This window comes from Variovorax sp. H27-G14 (genome assembly GCF_046156345.1).
GTDB lineage: Bacteria > Pseudomonadota > Gammaproteobacteria > Burkholderiales > Burkholderiaceae_C > Variovorax.
The window spans coordinates 230,629-255,547 of record NZ_JAYLVN010000005.1; the positions used below are offsets into that span (position 1 = coordinate 230,629).

The 24,919-nt window shown below is 68.0% G+C and carries 22 protein-coding genes; 17 read left to right on the forward strand and 5 right to left on the reverse strand.

The features are described from left to right. Positions 1–22 precede the first annotated feature (22 nt). Entirely contained in the window at positions 23–1,030 is a 1,008-nt protein-coding gene (locus VLK31_RS16335; protein WP_409169462.1) for a Bug family tripartite tricarboxylate transporter substrate binding protein, read from the forward strand. 12 nt (positions 1,031–1,042) lie between these two features. Here the strand turns inward: VLK31_RS16335 and VLK31_RS16340 are convergent, their stop codons facing one another. Both VLK31_RS16340 and VLK31_RS16345 read right to left on the reverse strand, forming a co-directional pair. Then, positions 1,043–1,447, reverse strand: coding sequence for a Zn-ribbon domain-containing OB-fold protein (locus VLK31_RS16340; RefSeq protein WP_409169463.1), 405 nt, complete (start codon positions 1,445–1,447; stop codon positions 1,043–1,045). 1 nt (position 1,448) lies between these two features. Beyond that, positions 1,449–2,618, reverse strand: coding sequence for a thiolase domain-containing protein (locus tag VLK31_RS16345; RefSeq protein WP_409169464.1), 1,170 nt, complete (start codon positions 2,616–2,618; stop codon positions 1,449–1,451). 138 nt (positions 2,619–2,756) lie between these two features. Here VLK31_RS16345 and VLK31_RS16350 point away from each other — a divergent pair, with 138 nt between their 5' ends. The 6 genes from VLK31_RS16350 to VLK31_RS16375 are packed head-to-tail and all read left to right on the forward strand — an operon-like array spanning position 2,757 to position 9,222. Further along, positions 2,757–4,439, forward strand: coding sequence for a long-chain-fatty-acid--CoA ligase (locus tag VLK31_RS16350; RefSeq protein ID WP_409169465.1), 1,683 nt, complete (start codon positions 2,757–2,759; stop codon positions 4,437–4,439). 44 nt (positions 4,440–4,483) lie between these two features. After that, positions 4,484–5,272, forward strand: coding sequence for an SDR family NAD(P)-dependent oxidoreductase (locus VLK31_RS16355; RefSeq protein WP_409169466.1), 789 nt, complete (start codon positions 4,484–4,486; stop codon positions 5,270–5,272). Positions 5,273–5,282: 10 nt separating this feature from the next. After that, positions 5,283–6,362, forward strand: coding sequence for a hypothetical protein (locus tag VLK31_RS16360; RefSeq protein WP_409169467.1), 1,080 nt, complete (start codon positions 5,283–5,285; stop codon positions 6,360–6,362). Beyond that, positions 6,359–7,150 carry an enoyl-CoA hydratase/isomerase family protein gene (locus VLK31_RS16365; protein ID WP_409169468.1) on the forward strand — a complete coding sequence of 264 codons (792 nt, stop codon included), beginning with the start codon at positions 6,359–6,361 and terminating at the stop codon, positions 7,148–7,150. The genes VLK31_RS16360 and VLK31_RS16365 overlap by 4 nt, the downstream gene beginning before the upstream one ends. A gap of 19 nt (positions 7,151–7,169) precedes the next feature. Further along, on the forward strand, positions 7,170–8,036 hold the full coding sequence (locus VLK31_RS16370; protein WP_409169469.1) for a MaoC/PaaZ C-terminal domain-containing protein: 867 nt from the start codon (positions 7,170–7,172) through the stop codon (positions 8,034–8,036). Between the two features lie 49 nt (positions 8,037–8,085). Next, on the forward strand, positions 8,086–9,222 hold the full coding sequence (locus VLK31_RS16375; RefSeq protein ID WP_409169470.1) for an acyl-CoA dehydrogenase family protein: 1,137 nt from the start codon (positions 8,086–8,088) through the stop codon (positions 9,220–9,222). Between the two features lie 60 nt (positions 9,223–9,282). Here VLK31_RS16375 and VLK31_RS16380 read toward each other — a convergent pair whose 3' ends face one another. Next, the gene (locus tag VLK31_RS16380) at positions 9,283–10,521 is read right to left on the reverse strand and encodes an MFS transporter (protein WP_409169471.1); all 1,239 of its coding nucleotides are present in this window, start codon (positions 10,519–10,521) and stop codon (positions 9,283–9,285) included. Between the two features lie 84 nt (positions 10,522–10,605). Here VLK31_RS16380 and VLK31_RS16385 point away from each other — a divergent pair, with 84 nt between their 5' ends. After that, positions 10,606–11,580 (forward strand): GlxA family transcriptional regulator, encoded by a 975-nt coding sequence (locus VLK31_RS16385; protein ID WP_409169472.1) that lies wholly within the window; start codon positions 10,606–10,608, stop codon positions 11,578–11,580. 46 nt (positions 11,581–11,626) lie between these two features. Here VLK31_RS16385 and VLK31_RS16390 read toward each other — a convergent pair whose 3' ends face one another. Continuing rightward, positions 11,627–13,333 carry a hypothetical protein gene (locus VLK31_RS16390; protein ID WP_409169473.1) on the reverse strand — a complete coding sequence of 569 codons (1,707 nt, stop codon included), beginning with the start codon at positions 13,331–13,333 and terminating at the stop codon, positions 11,627–11,629. 176 nt (positions 13,334–13,509) lie between these two features. Here VLK31_RS16390 and VLK31_RS16395 point away from each other — a divergent pair, with 176 nt between their 5' ends. From VLK31_RS16395 to VLK31_RS16430, 8 genes are all read left to right on the forward strand, one after another. Next, positions 13,510–14,181: an amino acid ABC transporter permease gene (locus VLK31_RS16395; RefSeq protein WP_409169474.1), complete on the forward strand. Its 672-nt coding sequence runs from the start codon at positions 13,510–13,512 to the stop codon at positions 14,179–14,181. 27 nt (positions 14,182–14,208) lie between these two features. Continuing rightward, positions 14,209–14,862, forward strand: coding sequence for an amino acid ABC transporter permease (locus tag VLK31_RS16400; protein WP_409169475.1), 654 nt, complete (start codon positions 14,209–14,211; stop codon positions 14,860–14,862). A gap of 116 nt (positions 14,863–14,978) precedes the next feature. Further along, complete coding sequence (locus VLK31_RS16405) at positions 14,979–15,776, forward strand: transporter substrate-binding domain-containing protein (protein WP_409169476.1); 798 nt, start codon at positions 14,979–14,981, stop codon at positions 15,774–15,776. A gap of 33 nt (positions 15,777–15,809) precedes the next feature. After that, entirely contained in the window at positions 15,810–16,565 is a 756-nt protein-coding gene (locus VLK31_RS16410; RefSeq protein WP_409169477.1) for an amino acid ABC transporter ATP-binding protein, read from the forward strand. Beyond that, positions 16,565–17,308: a sugar phosphate isomerase/epimerase family protein gene (locus tag VLK31_RS16415; RefSeq protein ID WP_409169478.1), complete on the forward strand. Its 744-nt coding sequence runs from the start codon at positions 16,565–16,567 to the stop codon at positions 17,306–17,308. Before VLK31_RS16410 ends, VLK31_RS16415 begins: the two co-directional genes overlap by 1 nt. Before the next feature lie 36 nt (positions 17,309–17,344). Continuing rightward, the gene (locus tag VLK31_RS16420; RefSeq protein WP_409169479.1) at positions 17,345–18,298 is read left to right on the forward strand and encodes a sugar kinase; all 954 of its coding nucleotides are present in this window, start codon (positions 17,345–17,347) and stop codon (positions 18,296–18,298) included. Next, on the forward strand, positions 18,298–19,284 hold the full coding sequence (locus VLK31_RS16425) for a 2-hydroxyacid dehydrogenase (protein ID WP_409169480.1): 987 nt from the start codon (positions 18,298–18,300) through the stop codon (positions 19,282–19,284). Before VLK31_RS16420 ends, VLK31_RS16425 begins: the two co-directional genes overlap by 1 nt. Before the next feature lie 178 nt (positions 19,285–19,462). Then, positions 19,463–20,488, forward strand: coding sequence for a LacI family DNA-binding transcriptional regulator (locus tag VLK31_RS16430; RefSeq protein WP_409169481.1), 1,026 nt, complete (start codon positions 19,463–19,465; stop codon positions 20,486–20,488). On the opposite strand, the gene VLK31_RS16435 is transcribed toward VLK31_RS16430, so the two are convergent. Beyond that, on the reverse strand, positions 20,463–22,118 hold the full coding sequence (locus VLK31_RS16435; protein ID WP_409169482.1) for a GMC family oxidoreductase: 1,656 nt from the start codon (positions 22,116–22,118) through the stop codon (positions 20,463–20,465). The genes VLK31_RS16430 and VLK31_RS16435 overlap by 26 nt on opposite strands. Before the next feature lie 212 nt (positions 22,119–22,330). On the opposite strand from VLK31_RS16435, the gene VLK31_RS16440 reads away from it, so the two are divergent. Then, positions 22,331–24,721: a DNA polymerase II gene (locus VLK31_RS16440; RefSeq protein WP_409169483.1), complete on the forward strand. Its 2,391-nt coding sequence runs from the start codon at positions 22,331–22,333 to the stop codon at positions 24,719–24,721. Positions 24,722–24,919 lie beyond the last annotated feature (198 nt).

A 24,919-nucleotide genomic window follows, 5' to 3' on the forward strand; every position in this document is an offset into this window, starting at 1 on the left:
CGAACAACGAAGGAGACAAGACATGACAAGCAGGTTGAAGCGCCTCATCGCGCGAAACGCCCGGGCGCTGTGCGCCGCACTTCTTGCGGCCGGCGCCCTGGCGCTGCCGCAGGCCGGCATCGCGCAGGCGTCGGACTTTCCGACCAAGCCCATCACCATCGTCGTGCCGTATCCGCCGGGCGGCACCACCGACGTGCTCGCGCGCGTGCTGCAGGAGCCGCTGCAGCGCTTTCTGAAGCAGCCGGTGATCATCGAGAACAAGGCCGGCGCGTCGGCCGTGCTGGGCACCAAGTTCGTGGCCAAGGCTTCGCCCAACGGCTACACGCTGCTGTTCCCCAACAACGGGCTGGTCATTTCGCCGCAGGTGTCTAAAGATGCCGACTACGCGCCGCTGAAAGACTTCGCGCCCGTGTCGCTGGTGTCGCTGCAGCCGATGATTCTGGTGGTCAACCCGTCGGTGCCGGCCAAGTCGGTGAAAGAGCTCATCGACTACGCCAAGGCCAACCCGCACAAGCTCGACTTTGCGACCGCCGGCCCCGCGTCTTTCGGCCACCTGGCCACCGAGCTTTTCAGCCGCCGCGCCGGCATCGAGATGACGCACATTCCCTACAAGGGCCAGGCGCCGACCACGCAGGCCATCCTCACGGGTGAATCGAAGGTGCTGCTGAGCACCAGCTCGTCGCAGATGAACGCCTTCATCAAGGACGGCAAGGTGCGCTTGCTGGGCGTGACGTCGCTGCAGCCCTCGCCCTTGGCGCCGGGCGCGCCGCCCATCGCCAACACGCTGGCCGGCTTCAACCCCGAGGTGTGGTTCGGCCTGTTCGCGCCGGCCGGCACGCCGCGCGAGGTGGTGGCCAAGCTGAACGAGGCCATCGTCAAGGCGCTGGCGCTGCCCGAGGTGAAGGAGAAGTTCGAGACCGCCGGCGCGTCCGCCACCGGCAGCACGCCCGAGCAGCTGGGTGCGCGCATCACCGAGGAATATGCGACGTGGACCTCGGTGATTCGCGAGGCGAATATCAAGTCGGAATAACGGCGCGCTGACTCAGGCGGAGAGCGGCGCGAACATCGGCACCGCGAACCCGCCCTCGGCCGGCTTGAAGCACGCCTTGACGCGGTCGCCGATGCGCACCGCATCGAGGTCGCAGTCGACGATGTTTGTCAGCATGGTCACGCCTTCGTCGAGCGTCACGTAAGCAATGGCGTAGGGAATGGGGCCGGCGCGGCGCGTCACGCTCACGCTGTAGACGGTGCCCAGGCCCGAGGCATCGACCCATTCGGTGTCGCCCAGACAGTAGGGGCACAGCGCGCGCGGATACCAGTGCAGCTTGGCGCAGGCGGTGCAGCGCTTGATGCGCAGAACGCCTTCCTTCGCGGCGTTCCAGTAAGCCTCAGTCGCGGCATCGACGATGGGCGTGCCCAGGGTGCGTTCTTGGTACAGCGTGGTCATTTCAGCTCCTTTCCATGATCAATGTGGCGCTGCCGTGGCGCGAGCCCAGCAGCCCGCCGGTGCCCTGCGCCAGGGCGAGGCGGCAGTCGGGCACCTGCACCTTGGGGTGCGCCTCGCCGCGCAGTTGGCGCACCGCCTCTATCACCTTGGTGATGCCGCCGCGGTTGGCCGGATGGTTGTTGCACAGGCCGCCGCCGTCGGTGTTGAAGGGCAGCTTGCCGATGCCGGAGATCAGGTTGCCGTCCATCACAAACCGGCCGCCTTCGCCCTTCTTGCAGAAGCCCAGGTCTTCGAGCTGAATGAGCACGGTGATGGTGAAGCTGTCGTAGATCGACGCGTACTGAATGTCGGCCGGCGTCACGCCCGCTTCGGCAAAGGCGATCGGGCCCGACACGGCCGCGCCGGAATACGTGAGGTCGACCTGCCCGTTGGCCTGGCCCTTCACGGTTTCGCCCGCGCCCAGCAGGGTGACGATGGGGCGCTTGAGCGCGCGCGCAATCTCCGGCCGCACCACCAGCAACGCACCGCCGCCGTCGCTGACCACGCAACAGTCGAGCTTGTGCAGCGGGTCTGAAATCATCGGCGAGGCCAGCACGTCTTCGACCGTGACCGGCTCTCGCAGCATCGCGTTCGGGTTGTGCTGCGCATGCGCGGCGGCGGCCACCTTGATCCACGCAAGCTGCTCGCTGGTGGTGCCGAATTGGTGCATGTGGCGCGCCGCGGCCAGCGCGTACATGTTGACGGTGACCGGTGCATAGGGCATTTCCCACGGCACGTCTGGCGTGGCCGCAGTTACGTTGCGCGGGCCGGTGCCCACGCCGCTGGCCTCGCTGCGCGGCCGGCCCGCCAGCGTGATCAGCGCCACGTTGCACTTGCCCGCCGCAATGGCCTGCGCGGCATGCGACACCTGCACCAGGTAGGCCGAGCCGCCGGTGTCGGTGCTGTCGACATGGCGCACCTTCAGGCCCAGGTAGTCGACCATGCTCAGCGGCCCCAGGCCGGGCGCGTCGCCGGCGCAGAAGTAGCCGTCGACGTCCTGCAGCGTGAGGCCGGCGTCGGCCAGCGCGCCGCGCGCGCATTCGGCATGCAGTTGCGCCACCGTTTTGTCGGGCGCCTTGCGCGTGGGGTGTTCGAAAGCGCCCGCTATGCAGGCCTGCCGTTTGATGCTCATTCGGTTTGCTCCGTGTTGACAGTGGATTGTCGGCATCATTATCATTGGTTCAACCAAATCAATGCAAGATGGCGAACTGCCGGTTGAGCTTTTTAGCCTTTCCGGCATGCCAGGCGTGAAGCACAAAGAAAGACAAGCGTGACCCCGCATCAACTGAGCACCTGGCCGCGCAACCTGCCGCGCGACATCGACGTTCCGCCCACCAACCTGTGCACCAACCTGCTGGTGTCGGCCATGCGCTCACCGCAGCGCGCAGCGCTGGTCGACGACTTCGGCAGCCTGGCCTATGCGGATCTGGTCGAGCAGGTGGAGCGCATCGCGGCCTTTCTGCACCACGAGCTGGGCGTGCAGCGCGGCGACCGCGTGCTCATCTGCCTGCAGAACGGGCGCGGCTGGGTGGCGGCGTACTACGCCATCCTGCGGCTCAACGCGGTGGTGGTGCCGGTCAACCCGATGAACAAGCGCGACGAGCTGGCGCACTACCTTGGCGACACCGGCGCGGTGGCGGCCTTCTGCGGGTCCGACAACGTGGCCGAGCTGCTTGCGGTGCCGGGTGCGCAGCAGCTGCGGCGCGTGGTCATCGTGGGCAACCCGGGGCCGGCCGATGCCTTGGCTGACGCCGCCCTGGAAGCCGCACCCAACCCCGCGCGCACCATCGGCCTGCGCCGCGTGCTGGCCATGGCGCCGCGGCCGTTGGCGCCGCTCGAGCACCTGCCCGATGCGCTGGCCCTCATCCTCTACAGCTCCGGCTCCACCGGCGCGCCCAAGGGCTGCATCCACACGCACCGCACGCTCATGGCCAGCACGGTGTGCGTCGCGCACTGGATGGGGCTGGTGCCGCATTCGGTGCAGCTGGTGGCGTTGCCTTACTTTCACATCACCGGCATGCAGAACCTGCTGAACGCGCCGCTGTACGGCGGCGGCACCCTGGTGCTGATGAAGCGCTGGCAGCGCGACGAGGCGGCCGCGCTCATCGCGCGCCACCAGGTCAGCCACTGGACCGCGATGCCCACCATGGTGATCGACTTTCTGGCGAGCCCGCGCTTGCACGAGTACGACCTGCGCTCGGTGCGCCGCATCGGTGGCGGCGGCGCCGGCATGCCCGAGGCGGTGGGCGAGCGGCTGAAGGCGCTGACCGGGCTCGACTTTCTGGAAGGCTACGGTCTCTCGGAAACCGCGCACGTGTCGGGTAACCCGCCGGACGCGTTCAAGCGCCAGTGCCTGGGCGTACCGCTGTTCAACACCGACCTGCGCATCGTCGACCCCGACACGCTGGCCGAGCTGCCGCCCGGTGAAGTCGGCGAGATCGTGATGGCCGGGCCGCAGGTGTTCACCGGCTACTGGCGCAACGAGGAGGCCACGCGCGCGGCCACGTTGCAGATCGACGGACGGCGCTTCGTGCGCAGCGGCGACCTGGGGCGGCGCGACGAAGAGGGCTACTTCTTCATCGTCGATCGGCTCAAGCGCATGGTCAATGCGTCGGGCTTCAAGGTGTGGCCGGCCGAGGTGGAGGCGATGCTGCACGAGCACCCGGCCATTGCGGAGGCCTGCGTGATCGCGGCCTTCGACGCCTACCGCGGCGAGACCGTCAAGGCGGTGGTGGTGCTGCGCGAAGGGCTGGGCAAACAGGTTGGCGCGCAGGTGGGTGCGAAGGTGGGCGAGGACGACATCATCGAATGGGCCAGGCAGCGGATGGCCGCCTACAAGTACCCGCGCATCGTGGAGTTTGTGAGCGAGCTGCCCAAGACCGCCACCGGAAAGATCGCCTGGCGCCAGCTGCAGGACGCCGAGCGCGCCAAGGCCTCGCGCGCGCCCGCTTGATCGCTGGCGGCAAGTTGCTTATCATTGGTTCAACCAAACTGAATATGAGCGAACAACCCATGCAGAACCTTGTCACTCTCAAAGGCCGCACCATCGTCGTCACCGGTGCGGGGCAGGGCATCGGCAAGGCCGTTGCCGAGCTGGTGATCGAACTCGGCGGAAACGTGGTCGCGCTCGACCTGAACACTGAAACGCTGCAGGCCGCCATGGCCGCGCTGCCCGCCGCGCGCGTGCAGCAGGTGGTGGGCAGCGTGACCGACGCGGCGCTGGCCGCCAGCGCCGTGGAGGCGGCCGTGCAGCGCTTTGGCGCCGTGCACGGGCTGGTCAACAACGCGGGCATCACGCGCCCCGCCATGATCGAGAAGATGACGCCCACGCAGTGGCAGGAGGTGATCGACGTGCACCTCACCGGCACCTTCTACTGGCTGCAGGCCGTGGGCCGCCACATGGTGGCGCGCGCAAAGGGCGGCGACACCACGGGCGGCGCCATCGTCAACATTTCGTCGGACGCGGGCCGCAAGGGCTCCATCGGCCAGGTCAACTACGCGGCGGCCAAGGCCGGCATGCTGGGCGTGACCATGACGGCCGCGCGCGAATGGGGGCGCTACAACATCCGCACCAACTCCATCTGCTTCGGCGTGGTGGAAACGCCCATGACCGAGGTGGTGCGCGGCGAGAAATTCCGCGACGGCATGCTCGCGCAGATTCCGCTGGGCCGCTGGTCGACGCCGCAAGAGGTGGTGAAGACGGTGTGCTTCTTGATGTCAGACGCGGCCTCTTACATCACGGGCCAGCACCTGGGCGTGAACGGCGGCTTTCACATCAGCCTGTGATCGGCCGGCCATGTACATGCCGCCCGGCAGCACGCTGCGCCTCGACCCGCGGGACGAGTACACCCACGCGCCCGAAGAGGCCGCCAACTACAGCGAGAGCATGTACGCGAACGCGTTCGACACCGCGCGCGGCATCGGTGCGTGGATGCGGCTGGGCAACCGGCCCCACGAAGGCCATGCGGAAATGAGTTGCTGCGTCTACCTGCCAGATGGGCGCGTCGGCTTCATGCATGCCCGCCCGAAGATCGCGAACAACGACGCCATGCACGCCGGCGGCCTGCGCTTCGAGGTGATCGCGCCCTTCGAGCGCTTGCGCGCAACGTATGAAGGCGAGCTGCTGCTGATGGACGACCCGCACGCCATGGCCGACCCCGGCAGCGCCTTCAAGCGCTACCCCAAGCGGCCCGCGTCGATGGCGCTCGACTTCGAGGGCGTGTCGCCGATGCACGGCGGCGAAATCGTCGCGCCCGACGGCAGCCGCCTCGCGCTCGACCCCGCGACCGCCGTGTACCGCGGCCACACCGAACAAAGCATGGCGGTGCGCGGCCACATCGCCGTGGACGGCCAGCGCTTCGAGATCGACGGCACCGGCTACCGCGACAAGTCGTGGGGGCCGCGCCACTGGCACAGCTTCTATTGGTACAAGTGGCTGCCCGTGACCTTCGACCGCGACTTCGGGGTGCTGCTGTCGGTGAAGGGGCGCAAGGGGCAGGCCAACCACGTCAGTGGCAACGTGTTGCGCAACGGCCGCCACGAGCCGGTGCTCGATGGGCGCATCGACACGGTCTATGACGCGCGCTACTTTCCGCGCAGCTTCACCGCGCACCTGCGCACCGCCGAGCGCAGCTACACGCTGCTGGGAAAGGTCGGCGCGCTGGTGCCGCTGCGGCACAAGCGTGCGGGCGGTGTGGGCGGTGTGGGCGGGACGGGCGGTGTGGGCGAGACCGGAGAAGAAGCCTCGTACACCCGCATCACCGAAGCCATCACCGAGTACAGCTGCGAAGGCCGCCGCGTGCTCGGCATGTCGGAGTACTGCGACGTGATGGTCAACGGCACACCCATCTCCGTGCTGGAGGAGCCCGCCCCATGAAGACGATCGACTTTTGCGTTGACGCAGGCGTCGCGCTGCTGACGCTGAACCGCCCCGAGGCGAAGAACGCGCTCGACCCCGTCATGGCCGACGAACTTGGCGAGCAACTCGCTGCGCTGCGCGCGGACGCGTCGGTGCGCGCGCTCGTCATTGCCGGTGCGGGCGGCGCGTTCTGCGCGGGTGGTGACGTCAAGGCCATGGGGCAGGGCGGGCCGCGCACGGAGGCGCAGCGCCGCGACGGCATGGCGCGCTACACGCGTGTTTGCACCGAGCTGATGGCGCTGGACATTCCGGTCATCGCGGCGGTGGACGGCGTGGCCTTCGGCGCGGGCTTCAGCATTGCGCTGATGTGCGACATCGTGCTGCTGAGCGAGCGTGCGCGGCTGTGCATGGTGTTCCAGCGCATCGGGCTCATCCCGGACATGGCCGCGCACTACACGCTGCCGCGCGTGGTGGGGCTGCAGCGCGCGAAGGAGCTGATTTTTTCGGCGCGCGAGGTCGATGCGGCCGAGGCATTGCGGCTGGGCATCGCGATGGAAGTGCTGCCCGCCGACGCGCTGCTGCCGCGCGCGCAGGCCATCGCGCGCAGCTTTGCCGGCGCGTCGCCCGTGGCCATGGGCCTGTCGAAGCGCGCGCTGCAGGGCTCGCTAAGCAACGACCTGCACACGCTGCTGCAGACTGAAGCGCAAGGCCAGGCATTGGCCGCGGGCAGCGACTACGCCAAGGAAGCGGTGCGGCGATTTGCCGCTCGCGAGCCGGCCCAGTTCCGCTGGCCGGCGGCTGCCTGAATTAACCGCAAGGACACCCATGCTCGACTACCGCAAGGCACGCGACTGGCACTCCGGCGACGTGCGCCACACCTACACGCCCAGGGACACGATGCTCTACGCCCTGGGGCTGGGCCTGGGCACCGACCCGCTCGACGAGAAGCAGCTGCGCTTCGTCTATGAGAAGGAGCTGGTGGCACTGCCCACCATGGCCGCCGTGCTGGCCTCGCCGGGTTTCTGGATGCGCGATCGCAAGGAGATCGGCATCGACTTCATGAAGCTCGTGCACGGCGAGCAGGCGGTGCGCCTGCATGCGCCGCTGCCGCCGTCGGGCACGGTCGTCGGCCGCACGCGGGTCACGCGCGTGGTCGACAAAGGCGAAGGCAAGGGCGCGATCCTGCATGCGCAGAAGGAGCTGGTCGACGCCGAAGGGCAGGCGCTGGCCACGGTCGAGAGCGTGTACTTCCTGCGCGGCGACGGCGGCTTTTCGGCGGCGGATGGGCAGTGCGACGAACCCGCACCGCCTTCGCCCGCCGTGCCTGACGCCGCACCCGAGCACCTGCTCGATCTGCCGACCCGGCCCGAGCAGGCGCTGCTGTACCGCTTGTCTGGCGACATGAATCCGCTGCACGCCGAGCCCGCGTTCGCCGCCAAGGTGGGCTTTGCGCGCCCCATTCTTCACGGCCTTGCGACCTGGGGCATGGCCGGTCGCGGTCTGCTGGCGGCGCATGCGGATGCAGACCCCGCGCGGCTGCGCGCCATGCGCGCGCGCTTCTCGGCGCCGGTCTACCCCGGCGAAACGCTGCGGCTCGAAAGCTGGCGCAACGGCACCGGGCTGGCCTTTCGCCTGCGCGCGCTGGAGCGCGACGTGCTGGTGCTCACGCACGGCCAGGCCGAGCTGAGCTGAGTTGATTCAGCCGCGGCCTGCGCCTCACCGTTCAACCCAAGGAGATGTCATGAATTTCGATCTGCCCCCCGAAGCCGAAGAGATGCGGGTGGCCACGCGCGACGCGGTCGACGCACTGCTCAAGCTCGAGCCGCGCTTCCATGAAACCGGCGAGGTGCCCGAGCAGGTGGAGACCACGCTGCGCGAGATGGGTTTCTACGGCATGGCCATTCCGGAGGAGTGGGGCGGCATGCCGATGGACCACCTCACCAGCGTGGCCGTGCAGCTGGAGCTGGCACGCCTGCCGCCGCAGTTCTGGCCCTTCGTGCGCTCCGCGCTCGGGCCGGGCGTGCACATCATCGTGGACCATGGCTCGCAGGCGATCAAGCAGAAGTGGCTGCCCGAGATTGCATCGGGCCGCTCGCGCAACTGCATCGCCATCACCGAGCCGCATGCGGGGTCTGACGCCGCCCGCATGCTCACTTCGGCAAAGCGCGACGGCGACCACTACGTGCTGAACGGCGTGAAGACCTTCATCTCCAACGCCAACCACGCACACTCGATCACCGTGCTGGCCTCCACCGACCGATCGGCCGGCAAGCGCGGCATTTCGGCCTTTCTGCTGGACACCACCACGCCGGGCTTTCAGGTGACGCGCACCATGCCGACCATGGGCTGGATGGACAACAGCCTGTGCGAGATCGCCTTCACCGACTGCCGCATTCCCGTGGAAAACCTGCTGGGCGAGGAAGGCCGTGGCCTCTCGTATGCCATGTCGGGCCTGAACGAAGGCCGGCTCGATGTCGGCTGCCAGGCGCTGGGCCCCGCGCAGATTGCGCTGGACGAAACCATTGCGCACGCCAAGACCCGCGTCACCTTCGGCCAGACGCTGGGCGAGCACCAGGCCATCCAGCACATGATTGCCGACATGGCGATGGACCTGCACGCCGCGCGCGTGGTGCTGTTCGAGGCCGTGTGGCGCGCCGCGCGCGGGGAAGACGCGCGCATGAAGGCGTCGATGGTGAAAGTGATCTGCACCGAGGCCGCCTGCCGCATCGCGGACAAGGCGCTGCAGATCTTCGGCGGCTCGGGCTACTGCCGCGGCACGATCGTGGAGCGGGTGTACCGAGACTTGCGGGTGCTGCGCATCTACGAGGGGGCTTCGGAGATTCACCGGAACATGATTGCGAAAGAACTGCTGGCGTAGGCCCGTTCAATACAAGCGAAGTGCGTCGTCGAGCAACGCGGTTCACGCGGTTCACGAGGCTCAGGCGGCGGCCCTCTCATGGCGCGCGGAACGCGTCCACATGAAGGTCATGACGGCCGCCAGCGCCACCACCGGCAGCATCGCGGCATTGAGCGGTGCCCAGCCGAAGTGGTCGAGCGCGGGGCCGGCGGCCAGCGTCGCGCAGGCGGTGCACACGTTGCGCAGCAGTTCGGCGGCGCCCTGCGCACGGCCGCGCTCTTGAGGGCGGTAAGACTGCGCCAGCAGCGTGGTGCCGCCGACGAACATGAAGTTCCAGCCCACGCCCAGGCAGAACAGCGCTGCATAGAAAGCGGGCAGCGTGGTCGAGTTCATCGCCACCACCGAACACACCACGTTCAGCGCCATGCCCAGGCTCACCACGCGCGGCAGGCCCCAGCGCTGGATGAGCGCGCCTGCAAACAGCGCCGGCGCATACATGCCCACCAGGTGCCATTGCATGATGCCCGCGCCGTCATTGATGCTGTGGTTGCAGGCCACGGCCGCCAGCGGTGCCGCCGTCATCACGAACATCATCGACACCGAGCCGACCACGTTGTTGGCCAGCGCGGCGATGAAGATGGGCTGGCGTGCAATCTCCTTCAACGGGCGCGGCGGCCGCGTGTCGACCGGTGCGCCCGCCGCCGCCTGCATCTGCGTGTCGCGGTAGAACGCAAGGATCAGCACGACCGAAATCGCGCCCAGCACCGCCACCATCAGGTAGGCGCCCGCGAACAGCACGGGCGGGAACAGGTCCTTGCTCCACGCCGCCAGCGCCGGCCCCGCAATGGCTGCGATCACGCCGCCGGCCAGCACCGTCGACACGGCGCGGCTCTTGTCCGCCACAGCCACGCCGTCGGCCGCCGCCAGCCGGTAGAACTGCGCGAAGGCCTGGTACACGCCCACCAGCGCCGTGCCGGCGCAGAACACCCAGAAGTTGCTGTGGAACACGGCCCACACCGACACCAGCCCGCCCGCCGTGCCCGCCAGCGCACCCAGGGTGAAACCGCCCCGCCGGCCGATGCGCTGCATCAGCAGCGAGGCGAACCATGTCACCACCGCGCCCGCCACCGTGATGAGCGCGAAGGGCAGGGTGGCCAGCGACTTGTCGGGCGCGAGCATGTGGCCGGTCAGCGCGGTGAGCGTCAGGTCGATGGAGAGGGCCGCGGTGTACAGGCCCTGGCAGATCGCGAGCACGCGTGCGTCGCGGCGGCCGGCGTGGGCCGTGGCAGTGTGGGCCGTGGTGGTGTGGGTGTCGGTCATGGCGTGGGGCACAAGGGGTTTGACAGCACCGAATCTATGCAAAGACACTGCGGCAAGAATGACTTATTTCCCTCATAAACCGACATGACCCGTTCCGTCGCATTCTTGCTCGTGCCCGAGTTTCAGCTGCTGGACATGGCCGGCCCGCTGTCGGTGTTCCAGGTGGCGGGCGAGGCGGGCCGCAACCGGCGCGGCCCGGCGTATGACATTGCGGTGCTGTCGGAGCGCGGCGGGCGTGTCGCATGCTCGGGCGGCATCGAGGTGCACACGCGCACCTGGCGCGACACGCAGGCTGCCACGCTCATCGTGCCCGGCGGCTTGGGCGCGCGCAAACCCGGCGCCGCCACGCCCGCGCTCCAGCAGCACCTGCGCGTCGCGCTCGATGCCAGGCGGCGCGTGGCCAGCGTCTGCACGGGCGCTTTCCTGCTGGCCGAGGCGGGCCTGCTCGACGGCCGCCGCGTCACCACGCACTGGCGGCACGCCACGCGGCTGCAACGCGACTACCCGGCAGTTACCGTCGACAGCGACCGCATCTTCTTGCGCGACGGCAACGTGTGGAGCTCGGCCGGCATCACCGCGGGCATCGACCTTGCGCTGGCCATGGTCGAGGCCGATCTGGGCGCGGACATTGCGGGCAAGGTGGCGCGCGAGATGGTCGTGTACCACCGGCGCACGGGCGGGCAGTCGCAGTTCTCCGCGCTGCAAGACCTTGCGCCGCAGAGCGAGCGCATGCGCGCCGTGCTGGCGTACATCGGCGAACACCTCACCGCAGACCTTGGCATCGAACGGCTCGCCGACGTGGCCTGCGTGAGCCCGCGCCAGTTCATGCGCGCCTTCAAGGCCGAAACGGGGCAGACGCCGGCCAAGGCCGTCGAGCGCATCCGCGCTGAAGTGGCACGCGCACACATCGAGGGCGGCGACAGCAGCATCGAGGCGGTCGCGCGGCTTGCCGGCTTCGAGGACCCGGAGCGCATGCGGCGTGCGTTCGTGCGCGTGTATGGCCAACCGCCGCAGGCCTTGCGGCGCGTGGCACGGGCTGCTGCCTCGGCTGCTTCATAGCCCTCGCGCTGAGCGCCAACGGACTTTCTCGGTGCGTTGACCGGTATCAGTCCGCCCCCGACCTCCAAACCCGCCCCAGCGCCGCCATCTTCCCCCTGAACCCCAGCCTGTCGTTCGACAGCGCATCGATGAAGTCCGACAAGCGCTGCGACTTCACCATCGTGTAGATGGTGAGCCACGTCGTCGCCACGAACACCACGCCGAACCAGAGCGCCTTGCGCCACAGCGGCGCGTCGGCCTCGGCCAGCAGGTTCATGCCCAGAAAGCCGGTGGTAATGGTGCCGATGAGGCCGAACAGCGTGACCACGGTGAGCCGCACCACGGTGCTGGCTTGGCGGCGCAGGCTGTCGGCGTCCAGGTAGGTGTTCATGTCGGCGATGCGGGCCTTGACCTCGTCGTACAGCGCGTCCAGCCCCAGGTGGCTGGCGCACATGTGCGACAGCGCGCGCACCTGCGCCTGCTCGGAAATCTCGTGGAACCAGTAGCGGTGCGTGAAGCGCAAGAAGCGCTCGAAGCTCGCGCGAATGGCGCGCTTGAACTGCTTCACGCTGGGCGTGCTGCGAATGTCGAGCCGCTTGAGTGCCTCCACCAATTGGTCGGAGAACATCAGCAGCGACGCCTTCTGAAAGTGCGCAATGAGAAACAGCAGAAAGTGCTGGTGCCTGAACTGCGCGAGCACGCCGCGGTCGCGGCAGCAGAAGAACTCGGACTGCGCGTCGCCCACCACCACCAGCGCATGGCCGTTGCACAGGTAGCGCGTGTTGGGCGCCGCGCCGGCGTTCACCCAGAAGCGGTCGTAGCAGTACCTGTGCTCGAAGTCGGCGAGGTGGTGGTCCGCATAGGGCAGGTGCGCGTCGGGCGTGCCGGCGCCAGTGACCAGCGCGAGCCGCACGAAGTCGTCGCGCGTGAGGCGGCGGGGGTCGTCCAGCGACAGGTAGGCCATCACCGGCATGCGGTAGTACTCGATCTGCCGGTAGCGCAGCACGCCGGGCTCGTCGGAGTAGTCGGTCACCAGCGGCTGCATCAGGTACGCCCAGTGCGAGGAGATGCGCGGCGCGCGGTACTGGGCCACGTGCGACAGAAAGGCGTCGCGCTGTTGCGCGTCGGAGCGCGCGAGCACGCGGCCGTCGGCGGCCAGCCACTCCACGCTGGCCATGCAGTGCAGGGCGGTGCCGTCGGGCTCCCAGCCGGCGGGGTAGGCGCGCCCGAAGCGGTAGAGAATTTCCTGCGCCTGCGCAAGGCTCAGGTGGTCGGCGCCCACCTCCAGGTTGAGCAGTACCACGTCGATGTCGAAGAAGAAGTACAGGTCGCAGTGAATCACCTGCAGCGTGACGGGCGCGTCGCCCGGCTGCGCGACCAGCCGCACCGCCGCAATGTCGTGGCGGCGAAAGATGCGCATGGGCGAATCGCCGTTGCCCGCGGCGCCGTCGGGCGCGCCGCGCGCACGGCCCTCGCCATACAGAAAGCGCTGCACATAGGGCAGGAAGCTCACGAACTCGTTGTAGTGCCGCTCATGAAAGCGGCTGCTGTCGCCGGTGTATTCGTCGACCTCCTCGCGCCAGGGAGAGGCCTCGCCCATGTCGCGAAGCACTTGCCAGGGGCCGTGGTGCGCCGACTTGGAGTCCGGCGCGGTGGGCGTGGGCATCAGCCGCAGGGGCCACAGCAGCGCCTGCCTGAAATGCTGCACGGCGGGGGCGCTGGCATGAAGTGCGTTCGCCTCTGCGGGCGTGGTGGCAGGGGGTGGGTTCAGCATGGCGCAGTGTAGGCAGCGCCCTGGACAAAATGACCAACTAGCGACCAGCTAGGGGAATCCCTAGGGCGCTCTGAAACCGGTTTCATATAAGCTGCAAGCATTGCTTTAGAGGCATGCATGCGCCCACCCGGCGCCCACTCGGCCCACACACGGGGCATATCCGGGGCCAGCCCACCATGAACTACCAGTTTCAATTCGACGCCGTCTTTGCCGCCTGGCCGTTGCTGCTCAAGGGCACGCTGATCACGGTGCAGCTCTCGCTCATCGCCACGGTGCTGGGGCTGATCGTGGCCATCTTCTGCGCCTGGGGCAAGACCTCGGGGCCGGGCTGGCTGCGCTTCATCGTCAATGCCTACATCGAGGTGATCCGCAACACGCCGTTTCTGGTGCAGTTGTTCTTTTTCTTCTTCGCGCTGCCGGCCATCGGGCTGCGCTGGTCGCCGCAAACGGCCGCCTTGGTGGCCATGGTGGTGAACCTGGGCGCCTACGCCACGGAAATCATTCGCGCGGGCATCGAGTCGATTCCCAAGGGGCAGATCGAGGCGGGCCGCGCGCTCAACCTGAAGCCCTGGGAAATCTTTCGCTTCGTGATCATCAAGCCCGCGCTGAAGGCCATCTACCCGGCGCTCACCAGCCAGTTCATTCTGCTGATGCTGAGCTCCGCGGTGGTGTCGGTCATTTCGGCCGACGACCTGACGTCGGTGGCCGCCAACCTGCAGTCGCAGACCTTCCGCAGCTTCGAGATCTACATCGTGGTCGCGGGCATCTACCTGGCGCTGGCACTGGCCTTCTCGGGCATGTTCAAGCTGATCTACAAGCGCACGCTCAACTACCCGGACCGCCGGTAACAGGCCCGGAACGGAGCAACACACATCATGCGTACCTTCGGCTTTCCCGAATTTCTTTTCATCCTCGAAGCGGCCAAGTGGACGCTGGCGCTGTCGGCCATCGCGTTCGTGGGCGGCGCCATTCTGGGGCTCGTCATTGCGCTGATGCGCACGTCGCAGTCGGGCTGGGCGCGCGGCATCTCGACCACCTTCATCCAGATCTTTCAGGGCACGCCGCTGCTGCTGCAATTGTTTCTGGTGTTCTTCGGCGCCCCGGTGCTGGGGTTGGACATCAACCCGTGGGTGGCCGCTGGCGTGGCGCTCATCCTGAACAGCGCCGCCTTCCTGGGCGAAATCTGGCGCGGCTGCATCGAGGCCATTCCGCGCGGCCAGTGGGAAGCGGCCGAGGCGCTGAGCCTGAAGTACACCGCCCGCATGCGCGACGTGGTGCTGCCGCAGGCCTTCAAGATTGCACTGGCACCCACCGTGGGCTACGTGGTGCAGATCATCAAGGGCACTTCGCTGGCGGCCATCATCGGCTTTGTGGAGGTCACGCGGGCCGGACAGATCGTCAACAACGCGACCTTTCAGCCGCTCATCGTGTTCTCGGTGGTGGCGGCCATCTACTTTGCGATCTGCTGGCCGCTGTCGCTGCTGGCGTCGCACATGGAGCGCAAGCGCGCCAGGGCGCTTGCCCGCTGACGCGGGCGTGCGCTTGCCCGCTGACGCGGGCGTGCGCTTGCCCGCTGACTCGCTCCCCCGTTGATTCAGATTTTTTCTTTCTCGTCGTTCCTTTCTTTCTTCAGGAGACAAATTCCATGACCCGTACCACCACCCGCCGCGTTGCCATTGCAGCCCTGGGCCTCGGCGCCGCGCTGACCGTGTTCGCACCCTTCGCATCGGCCCAGTCCGTGGCCGACATCAAGAAGAAGGGCGAGATCACCATCGGCATGCTGGTCGACTTTCCGCCCTACGGCACCACCGACGCCAAGAACCAGCCAGACGGCTACGACGCTGACGTGGCCAAGCTGCTGGCCAAGGACTGGGGCGTCAAGGCCAACATCGTGCCGGTGACGGGCCCCAACCGCATTCCCTTCCTGCTGACCAACAAGGTCGACGTGCTGGTGGCTTCGCTGGCCATCACGCCGGAGCGTTCGAAGCAGGTGCAGTTCTCGCAGCCCTACGCGGCCGCCACCATCGTGCTGTACGGCGCCACCAAGACCCCCATCAAGGCCGCTGGCGACCTGAAGGGCCTGCGCGTGGGCGTGGCCCGTGCATCCACGCAAGACGTGGCCGTGACCAAGGCCGCACCGGAAGGCACCGAAATTCGCCGCTTCGACGACGACGCATCGGCCATGCAGGCGCTGATCTCGGGCCAGGTCGACGCCATCGGCTGCTCGGTGACCGTGGCCGCGCAGATCGCCAAGCGCGTGCCTGCCAACACCTTCGAAAACAAGTTCACGCTGGTGCAGCAATCGATGGGCATCGCGATGCGCCCCGGCCAGGAAGAGCTGGCCAAGGCGGTGAACGAATTCGTGCAGAAAAACACCGCCAATGGCGAGCTGAACAAGCTCTACCAAAAGTGGCTGCAGGCCGACCTGCCCAAGATGCAATAAGAGCGCACACGCGCGCAGCAAGGAGTCTCTGGCATGACGACGGAATCGATCATCCGCATGGAAGCGGTCAACAAGTGGTACGGTGAATTCCAGGTGTTGACCGGCATCGACCTGTCGGTGCGCCAGGGCGAGCGCATCGTGATCTGCGGGCCTTCGGGCTCCGGCAAATCGACGCTCATCCGCTGCATCAACCGGCTGGAAACGGTGCAGAAGGGCCGCATCGTGGTCGACGGCATCGACCTCACCGCAGGCGGCAAGAACGTGGACGCAGTGCGTGCCGAAGTGGGCATGGTGTTTCAGCAGTTCAACCTGTTTCCGCACCTCACCATTCTGGAGAACTGCACGCTCGCGCCCATGCGTTCGCGCGGCATGACCAAGGCGCAGGCCGAGGAAGTGGCCATGAAGTACCTCACGCGCGTGCGCATTCCCGAGCAGGCCAAAAAGTACCCGAGCCAGCTTTCGGGTGGCCAGCAACAGCGCGTGGCCATTGCGCGCGCGCTGTGCATGACGCCCAAGATCATGTTGTTCGACGAGCCCACGTCGGCGCTCGACCCGGAGATGGTGAAGGAGGTGCTCGACACCATGATCGGCCTGGCCGAAGACGGCATGACCATGCTGTGCGTCACGCACGAAATGGGCTTTGCCCGCAGCGTGGCCGACCGCGTGATCTTCATGGCCGAAGGCAAGATCGTGGAGCAGGCGCCACCCGAAGAATTCTTCGGCAACCCCAAGGACGAGCGCACGCGCCAGTTCCTCGGCCAAATTCTCAGCTCGCACCAAGGCCACTGATGTCCTTCGAGGTCTTGATTTCTCTGTCGTCCTTTGGCGCGGCCGAGGTGGGCCGGCACGGCCAACTGTGGTGCGCGCAACTGGCCCGTGCGGCCGGTGCCGATTCGGTGGAAGTGCGTGGCGAAATGCTGCGCGATGCCGTCGCGGAACTGCCCGCGCTCAACGGCCTTGCTTCTGTCTATTCCAGCCCCGAAGGCCTGTGGGCCGAAGGCGGCTGGCTCGACAGCGCCGCGCTCAAGCGCGGCATTGCCGCTGCCACGCGCGTGGGCGCCAAGCGGCTGAAGATGTCCATCGGCGACTTCCAGGCGTCGTCGCACGGTTCGCTGTGGGGCCTGAAGGTGGAGCTGGCCGAAACCCGCGTCGAGCTGCTGATCGAGAACGACCAGACGGTGCGCGCCGGCACGCTGCCCGCGCTGCAGACCTTCTTCGAGGTGGCCGAGCGCGCGGGGGTGTCGCTGGGCATGACCTTCGACATGGGCAACTGGCACTGGGTGGGCGAGTGCCCGCTGCAGGCCGCGCAGGCACTGGGCAAGCGTGTGCGCTATGTGCATTGCAAGGGCGCGCAGCGCCTGCCCCACAAGTGGGTGGCAGTGCCGCTGGCCGACTCGGTAGCACCGTGGCGCGCCGTGCTGCGCGCGCTGCCGGCCGACGTGCCGCACGCCATCGAATACCCGCTGCTGGGCGACGACCTGCTGGCCGTGACCCGCGCGCAGATCGACTTCATCCGCGCCGCGCGGGCCTAGCCGTTGCGCTCGCAGATTCTGAGAACCCACCACAACATGACAGAACCCACTGCCTTCGATGTCGCTCTCTTTGGCGAGGCGATGCTGCTGCTCGTGGCCGACCGGCCGGGGCCGCTGGAAAACGCAGAGTCGTTCTTCAAGCGCACCGCCGGCGCCGAGACCAACGTGGCCATCGGCCTGTCGCGCCTGGGCCTGAAGGTGGGCTGGGCCAGCCGCCTGGGCACCGACTCCATGGGCCGCGCGCTGCTGGCCGCCATGCGCGCCGAAGGCATCGACTGCTCGCACGTGATCACCGACGCCGCGCAGCGCACCGGCTTTCAGTTCAAGGGCCGCGTCACCGACGGCAGCGACCCGCCGATCGAATACCACCGCAAGGGCTCGGCCGCGAGCCACATGGGCCCGGGCGATGTCGACGAGGCCTGGCTGCGCTCCGCGCGCCACCTGCACGCCACCGGCGTGTTCGCCGCCATCTCCGAGACCAGCTTGCAGGCCGCGCTGAAAACCATGGACGTGATGCGTGCCGCCGGCCGCACCATTTCCTTCGACACCAACCTGCGCCCCACGCTGTGGTCGTCCACCGACACCATGCGCCACTGGGTCAACGAGCTGGCCTCGCGCGCCGACTGGGTGCTGCCCGGCATCGAAGAGGGCCTGCTGCTCACCGGCCATGACAAGCCCGAGGACGTGGCCCGCTTCTACCGCGAACGCGGCGCCAGGCTGGTGGTGGTGAAGCTGGGCGCCGCGGGCGCCTACTACGACAGCGACGTGGCCGGCACCGGCCATGTCGACGGCTTCCCGGTGAAGGAAGTGATCGACACCGTGGGCGCGGGCGACGGCTTTGCCGCCGGCGTGGTGAGCGCCCTGCTCGAAGGCAGGAGCGTGCCCGACGCCGTGCGCCGTGGCGCCTGGATCGGCGCGCGCGCCGTGCAGGTGCTGGGCGATACCGAAGGCCTGCCGACGCGGGCCCAACTTGAAGAAGCGGGACTCTGATGACCATGACGCAGAAAAATGTTCTTGTCTTTCGGCCTTTGCCTGAAGACCAGCTGGCGCGCCTGCAGGCGAAGCACCATGTGAGCGTGGTCGACCCGCGCAGGGAGCCCGAGGCCTTTGCCGCCGCGCTGCGCACCGCCCACGGCCTGATCGGCTCGAGCCACACGGTCGATGCCGCGCTGCTCGACGCGGCGCCGCTGCTGGAGGTGATTTCGAGCGTGTCGGTCGGCGTCGACAACTACGCACTGGCCGAGCTGCACAAGCGCGGCATCGTGCTGTGCCACACGCCCGACGTGTTGACCGAAACGGTGGCAGACACGGTGTTCGCGATTCTCATGGCCACGCAGCGCCGCGTGGTGGAGCTGTCGAACCTGGTGCGCGAAGGCCGCTGGACAAAGAACATCGGCGAAGAACTCTTCGGCACCGACGTGCATGGCAAGACGCTGGGCATTCTGGGCTTCGGGCGCATCGGCCAGGCCGTGGCGCGCCGCGCCGCGCTGGGCTTCGGCATGCCGGTGCTGTACCACTCGCGCCGCGCGGTCGACCTGGCCACGCAGGCGCCCGAGCTGCAAGGCCGCGCCACGCACACGCCGCTGAGCGACCTGCTGGCGAGCGCCGACATCGTGCTGGCCATGCTGCCGCTGACCGATGCCACGCGCGGCATGATCGACGCCGACTTTTTCGCGCGCATGAAGCCGGGTGCTTCTTTCATCAACGGTGGGCGTGGTGCCACGGTGAACGAAGAGGCGCTGCTGCACGCGCTGGACCACGGCACGCTGCGCGCCGCGGGGCTCGACGTGTTCGCCAAGGAGCCGCTGCCGGCCGACTCCGCGCTGCGCACGCACCCGCGCGTGACGCCGCTGCCGCACATCGGCTCGGCCACCATCGAAACGCGCCACGCGATGGCGGAACTGGCCACGACCAACCTGCTGCAGGTGCTGGCGGGCGAGAAGCCGACGGCGCCGTACGACACTGCTTCGGCATGACTGCCCTGTCTTGCCCCCTCTCCCCTTGGGGAGAGGGTTGGGGTGAGGGTGTCGGCCGCAGTGCAAGCGCTGCCCGTGCCACCGCCGCCGGCCCTCACCCCAGCCCTCTCCCCAAGGGGAGAGGGAGCGAGAGGGGCCCTCACATCAGCCTTCCCCCAGAGGGGGAAGGAGCAACACCATGAAGCCGACCGGGCGCGCCACCATCGGCGACGTGGCTGAAGAGGCCGGTGTTTCCAAAGCCACCGTCTCCCGCTTTCTCAACCACCGCGAACGCCTGCTGAGCCCCGACATCGCCGCACGCGTCGAGGTGGCCATCGCCAAGCTGGCCTACTCGCCCAGCCCGATGGCGCAGGCGCTCAGCCATGGCCGCTCGCGGCTCATCGGGCTGATCGTGGCCGACATCACCAACCCGTACTCCGTGGCCGTGCTGCGCGGTGCGGAGAAGGCCTGCCAGGACGCTGGCTACCTCGTGATGCTGTTCAACCTGGGCAATGAAAGCGAACGCGAGCGCGAGGCCATCAATGCACTCGCGGGCTACCAGGTCGACGGCTTCATCCTCAACACGCTGGGCCGCGGCAGCAACATGGTCGACGCGGTCACGCTGCACGGCAAACCGGCCGTGCTGGTCGACCGCCGCCACACCGGCATGCACACCGACTTCGTCTCGCTCGACAACCACGCCGCCATGACGGCCACCTGCGGTCACCTGGTCGAAGGCGGGTTTCGGGAGCTGCTCTACGTGACCGAGCCGCAGAAGGGCGTGAGCTCGCGCCGCGAACGCACGGCCGCATTCGGCGCCTGCGTGGCCGCGCACGAGCCGCGCGTGGCGGGTGAAATTTTCGAATGCGTCGAGGGCGGGCACGACGACCTCGACGAGGCCTTGCGCGCACTGCGACAGCGCGCCAAGCGCGGCCGGCGCGCAGCCGTGGTGGCCGGCAATGCGGTGGTCACGCTGCGCGTGGCGCAGGCCATGGCGCGGCTGGGCTGGCAGTTCGGCGAAGACCTGGGCTTTGTCGGCTTCGACGATCCCGAATGGGCCTCGCTCATCGGCCCCGGCCTGAGCACCGTGGCGCAACCGACCGACGCCATCGGGCGCACCGCCGCCACCTGCCTGATCGAGCGGCTGCGCGGCCTCGACGTGCCGCCGCGCCAGTTGCTGCTGCCGGGCGAGCTGGTCGTCAGGGGCTCGTCGCAGGCGCCCTAGCGTCCTGCACCGCGCGCTCGAAGGTGAGGGGCCCGCGCATCCAGTCGGCCGCGCGCTCCGCGATCATCACGGTCGGCGCATTGGTGTTGCCGCCAATCAGCGTGGGCATGACCGAGGCATCGACCACGCGCAGGTTCTCGATGCCGTGCACGCGCAGCTGCGCGTCGACCACCGACATGGCGTCCGTGCCCATCCTGCAGGTGCCCACCGGGTGGTAGATGGTGTCGGCACGCGCGCGAATGTGGCGCGCCAGGTCTTCGTCGGTGTGGGCGTCGGCGGTGTAGAGCTCGCGCTGCCGGTACTTGGCCAGCGCCGGCGCGCGCAGAATTTCTCGCGTCTTCTTCACGCCCGCCAGCAGCAGCGCCATGTCTTCGGGTTCCGACAGAAAGCGCGGGTCGATGCGCGGCGCCGACGCCGGGTCTGCATCGTTCAGCCGCACGTCGCCACGGCCCTTGGGGCGCAGCACGCACACATGGCAGGAGAAGCCGAAGCCCGTGTGCAGCTTGCGCGCATGGTCGTCGGTGATGGCAATCACGAAGTGCAGTTGCAAGTCGGGCCGGCGCAGTTCGGGGGACGACTTGATGAACGCGCCGCCTTCGGCAAAGGGCGTGGCGACCAGGCCGGTGCCGCGCTTGCGCCACTCGAACACCGCCTTCATCAGCTTCCACCCCGCGACCACGCCGATGCCGAACAGGTCGGTGTTCTTCGAGGTGTACGAGAGGATGAAGTCGGTGTGGTCTTGCAGGTTGCGGCCCACGCCCGGCAGCGCATGCCGCACCGCGATGCCGTGCCGCGCAAGTTCGGCCGGGTCGCCGATGCCCGACAGCATCAGCAGCTGGGGCGAGTTGAACGCGCCGCCGCACAGCACCACCTCGCGCCGCGCGGAAAGCGTTTCGGCCTTGCCGGCACGCCGCACTTCCACGCCCACCGCGCGCCGACCTTCAAACACCACGCGCAGCGCCTGCGTGGCGGTCAGCACCGTGAGGTTGGGCCGCTTCATGGCGGGGTGCAGGTAGGCCGCGGCCACCGAGCAGCGTTCACCGTTCTTCGCGCCGCCATGGAACTGCGTGACCTGGTAGAGGCCGGCGCCTTCCTGCTCGGGGCCGTTGAAGTCGTTGTTGCGCGCAATGCCGCATGACCCGGCGGCGCGCACGAAGTCTTCGGTGATGGCGCGCGGGCTCTGCTGCTCGGCCACCTGCAAGGGCCCGTCGGCGCCGTGCAGCGCGCTGGCGCCGCGCTGGTTGCCTTCGGCGCGAATGAAGTACGGCAGCACCTCGTCGAACGACCAGCCGGCGCAGCCCGCGCGGGCCCAGTCGTCGTAGTCCTCGCGGTGGCCGCGCACATAGAGCATGGCGTTGATGGCGCTGGAGCCGCCCAGGCAGCGCCCGCGCGGCTGGTAGCCGCGGCGCCCGTCCAGGCCCGGTTGCGGCACGGTGCGGTAAGCGTAGTTGTTGATGCGCGGGCGGCCCGGCAACATGGCCACCGTGGCGGCCGGCGCCCGCACCAGAATGCCGCGCCCGTCGCCGCCGGCCTCGAGCAGGCAGACCTGCACGCCGGGGTCTTCGCTCAGGCGCGAGGCCAGCGTGGCGCCGCCGGAGCCGCCGCCCACGATCACATAGTCGAATTCCATGGCGCATCTTCCTTTTGTTCTGTGCGGTTCGCGCCCGCACCGAGGGACGGACGGATGCATGGACGGAGGGATTCGACTGTAGGAACGAACGTGCAGCAATGGCTTGTCGTTTTCCCTCGGCGCGGCACGTTGCCGGGGGAAAATCGGTGTTGTTGCATTCAGCCCTTTCGGCTCGCCCTTTTCTTCCGACTCACCCGACTCACCCAGCGCCCGTGGCCTCCACCGAACTCAAGGGCTTCATCCTCACCCGCCACTGGCGCGACACGCCCACCGGCACCGACATCACCTACTGGCTGGCGACAGACGCCGGGCCGGTGAAGGTCGTGCTGACCTCGCGGCGCTCCGTCGCGTTCGTCGCCACCCGGCACCAGGCGGCGGTGCAGGCGCAGATTGCGTCCATGCCTGGCCTGGCGTTGCGCGAGCTGGCGCTGAAGACCTTTCAGCAGGACCCTGTCATCGGCGTGTACGCGAAGCACTTTCGCCAGCTCGGCCGGTTGGCGCGTGCGCTTCAGGCACAGGACATTCCCCTGCTCGAAGCCGACGTGCGCCCGCACGACCGCTACCTGATGGAGCGGTTCATCACTGCCGGTGTCTTGGTGGAAGGCGGGCGCGCAGACCCCGCGGGCCGCGCCACCCTCATCGACTGCAAGCTCAAGCCCGCGCCGGAGTTCCGGCCGGCGTTGAAGGTGGTGTCGCTGGACATCGAGACGAGCCAGCACGAGGCGCTCTATTCGATTGCGCTGGACGGCCTGCCAGAGCGCGTGGTCTTCATGCTGGGCGACCCACCGGCCGAACCAGAGGAGCCCACGGACTTCGCTCTCATCTATTGCCCGACCCGCAAAGCCCTGATCGAGTCGCTCAACGACTGGTTCGAGCGCAACGACCCCGACGTGCTCATCGGCTGGAACGTCATTCAGTTCGATCTGCGCGTGCTGCAGAAAACGGCCGACGACTGCGGCGCGCAACTGCTGCTGGGCCGCGAGCGCAGCCGCATCGAGTGGCGCACGCACCCGGGCAAGCAGGGCTACCTGTTCGCGCCCACACCGGGGCGCGTGGTGATCGACGGCATCGACGCGCTCAAGGCCGCGGTGTGGAGCTTTCCGTCCTTCAGCCTGGAGACCGTGTCGCAAACGCTGCTGGGCGAGGGCAAGTCCATTGGCGACGAGTACGACAAGATGGCCGAAATCGAACGGCGCTACCAGCACGACAAGCCCGCGCTCGCGCACTACAACATTCGCGACTGCGAGCTGGTGCTGCGCATCTTCGACAAGGCCAAGCTGCTGCAGTTCGTGCTGGAGCGGGCCCATGCCACCGGCCTGCAGGCCGACCACTTCGGCGGCTCCATTGCCGCGTTCAGCCACCACTACCTGCCGCGCATGCACAGAATGGGCTACGTGGCGCCCAGCGTGGGCGACATTGCCAGCAAGGCCTATCCCGGCGGCTACGTGATGGACTCGGTGCCCGGCTTCTACGACTCCGTGGTGGTGCTCGACTACAAGAGCCTCTACCCCTCGATCATTCGCACCTTTCTGGTCGACCCCGTGGGCTTTGCGGAAGGCTCGCACGCCAGCGACCCGGGCCGGGTGGTGATGGGGCCGGACGACACCGCCTTCTCGCGCGAGAAGCACTGCCTGCCAGAGATCGTGACCACGCTCTGGCGCGCGCGCGACGAAGCCAAACGGGTGAAGAACGAGCCGCTGTCCCAGGCGCTGAAGCTGCTCATGAACTCGTTCGCCGGCGTGCTGGGCGCGTCCGAATGCCGCTTCTTCAACCCCAAGCTGGTGTCGGCCGTCACCCTGCGCGGGCACGAAATGATGAAGCTCACGCGCGAGTTCGTGGAGCAGCGCGGCTACCAAGTCATCTACGGCGACACCGACTCCATCTTCGTGTGGCTGCGGCGCACCCACACCAACGACGAGGCGCACGCCGTGGCGGCCAGCCTGGTGCAAGACATCAACGCGTGGTGGACGCGCACGCTGCGCGAAGAGCAGGACCTGAGCAACCTGCTGGAGATCGAGTTCGACACCCACTACAGCAAGTTCTTCATGCCCACCATCCGCGGCTCCGACGTGGGCAGCAAGAAGCGCTACGCGGGCCTGAGCACGGATGCATCCGGCAAGCAGGAGATGGTGTACCGCGGCCTGGAGATGGCGCGCAGCGACTGGACCCCGCTGGCGCGCCAGTTTCAACAGGGGCTGCTGTCGCGCATCTTCCAGGGCGAGCCCTACAAGGCCTTCGTGACCGACTACGCGCGCGCGACGATGGCCGGCGGCAAGGACGACCTGCTCATCTACCGCAAGCGCCTGCGCCACCGGCTCGACGACTACCTGGTCAATGTGCCGCCGCAGGTGCGCGCCGCGCGCATGGCCGACGCGTACAACGCCAGCGTCAACCGGCCCATGCAGTACCAGAACGGCGGGTGGATTCAATACGTCATGACCCGCAACGGGCCCGAGCCGCTGGAAACGCTGGAAACGGGCCATTCCCGCATCGACTACGAGCACTACCTGAGCAAGCAGCTCCAGCCGATTGCCGACGCCATCCTGCATCCGATGGGCGAGAGCTTCATCGCGCTCATGACCTCGCAGCAAGGCCTGTTCTAGCGCATCCGAAAAAAGGGGCGAGGCCCCGCAAGCCGCCCACCGGGGATGCAGGTTTTCCCGCATGTGGTGCGTGCCGGTGCGCCACGTGCACCGCAATGTCATTGGGGGCGTGAACCGAGGAAGGGGAGGGACCTATTTTTTAGTTCACCCGTTGCGAAAAACGGTGCTTGGTGCGCTCGCCGCGCGCTCCTAGCATCC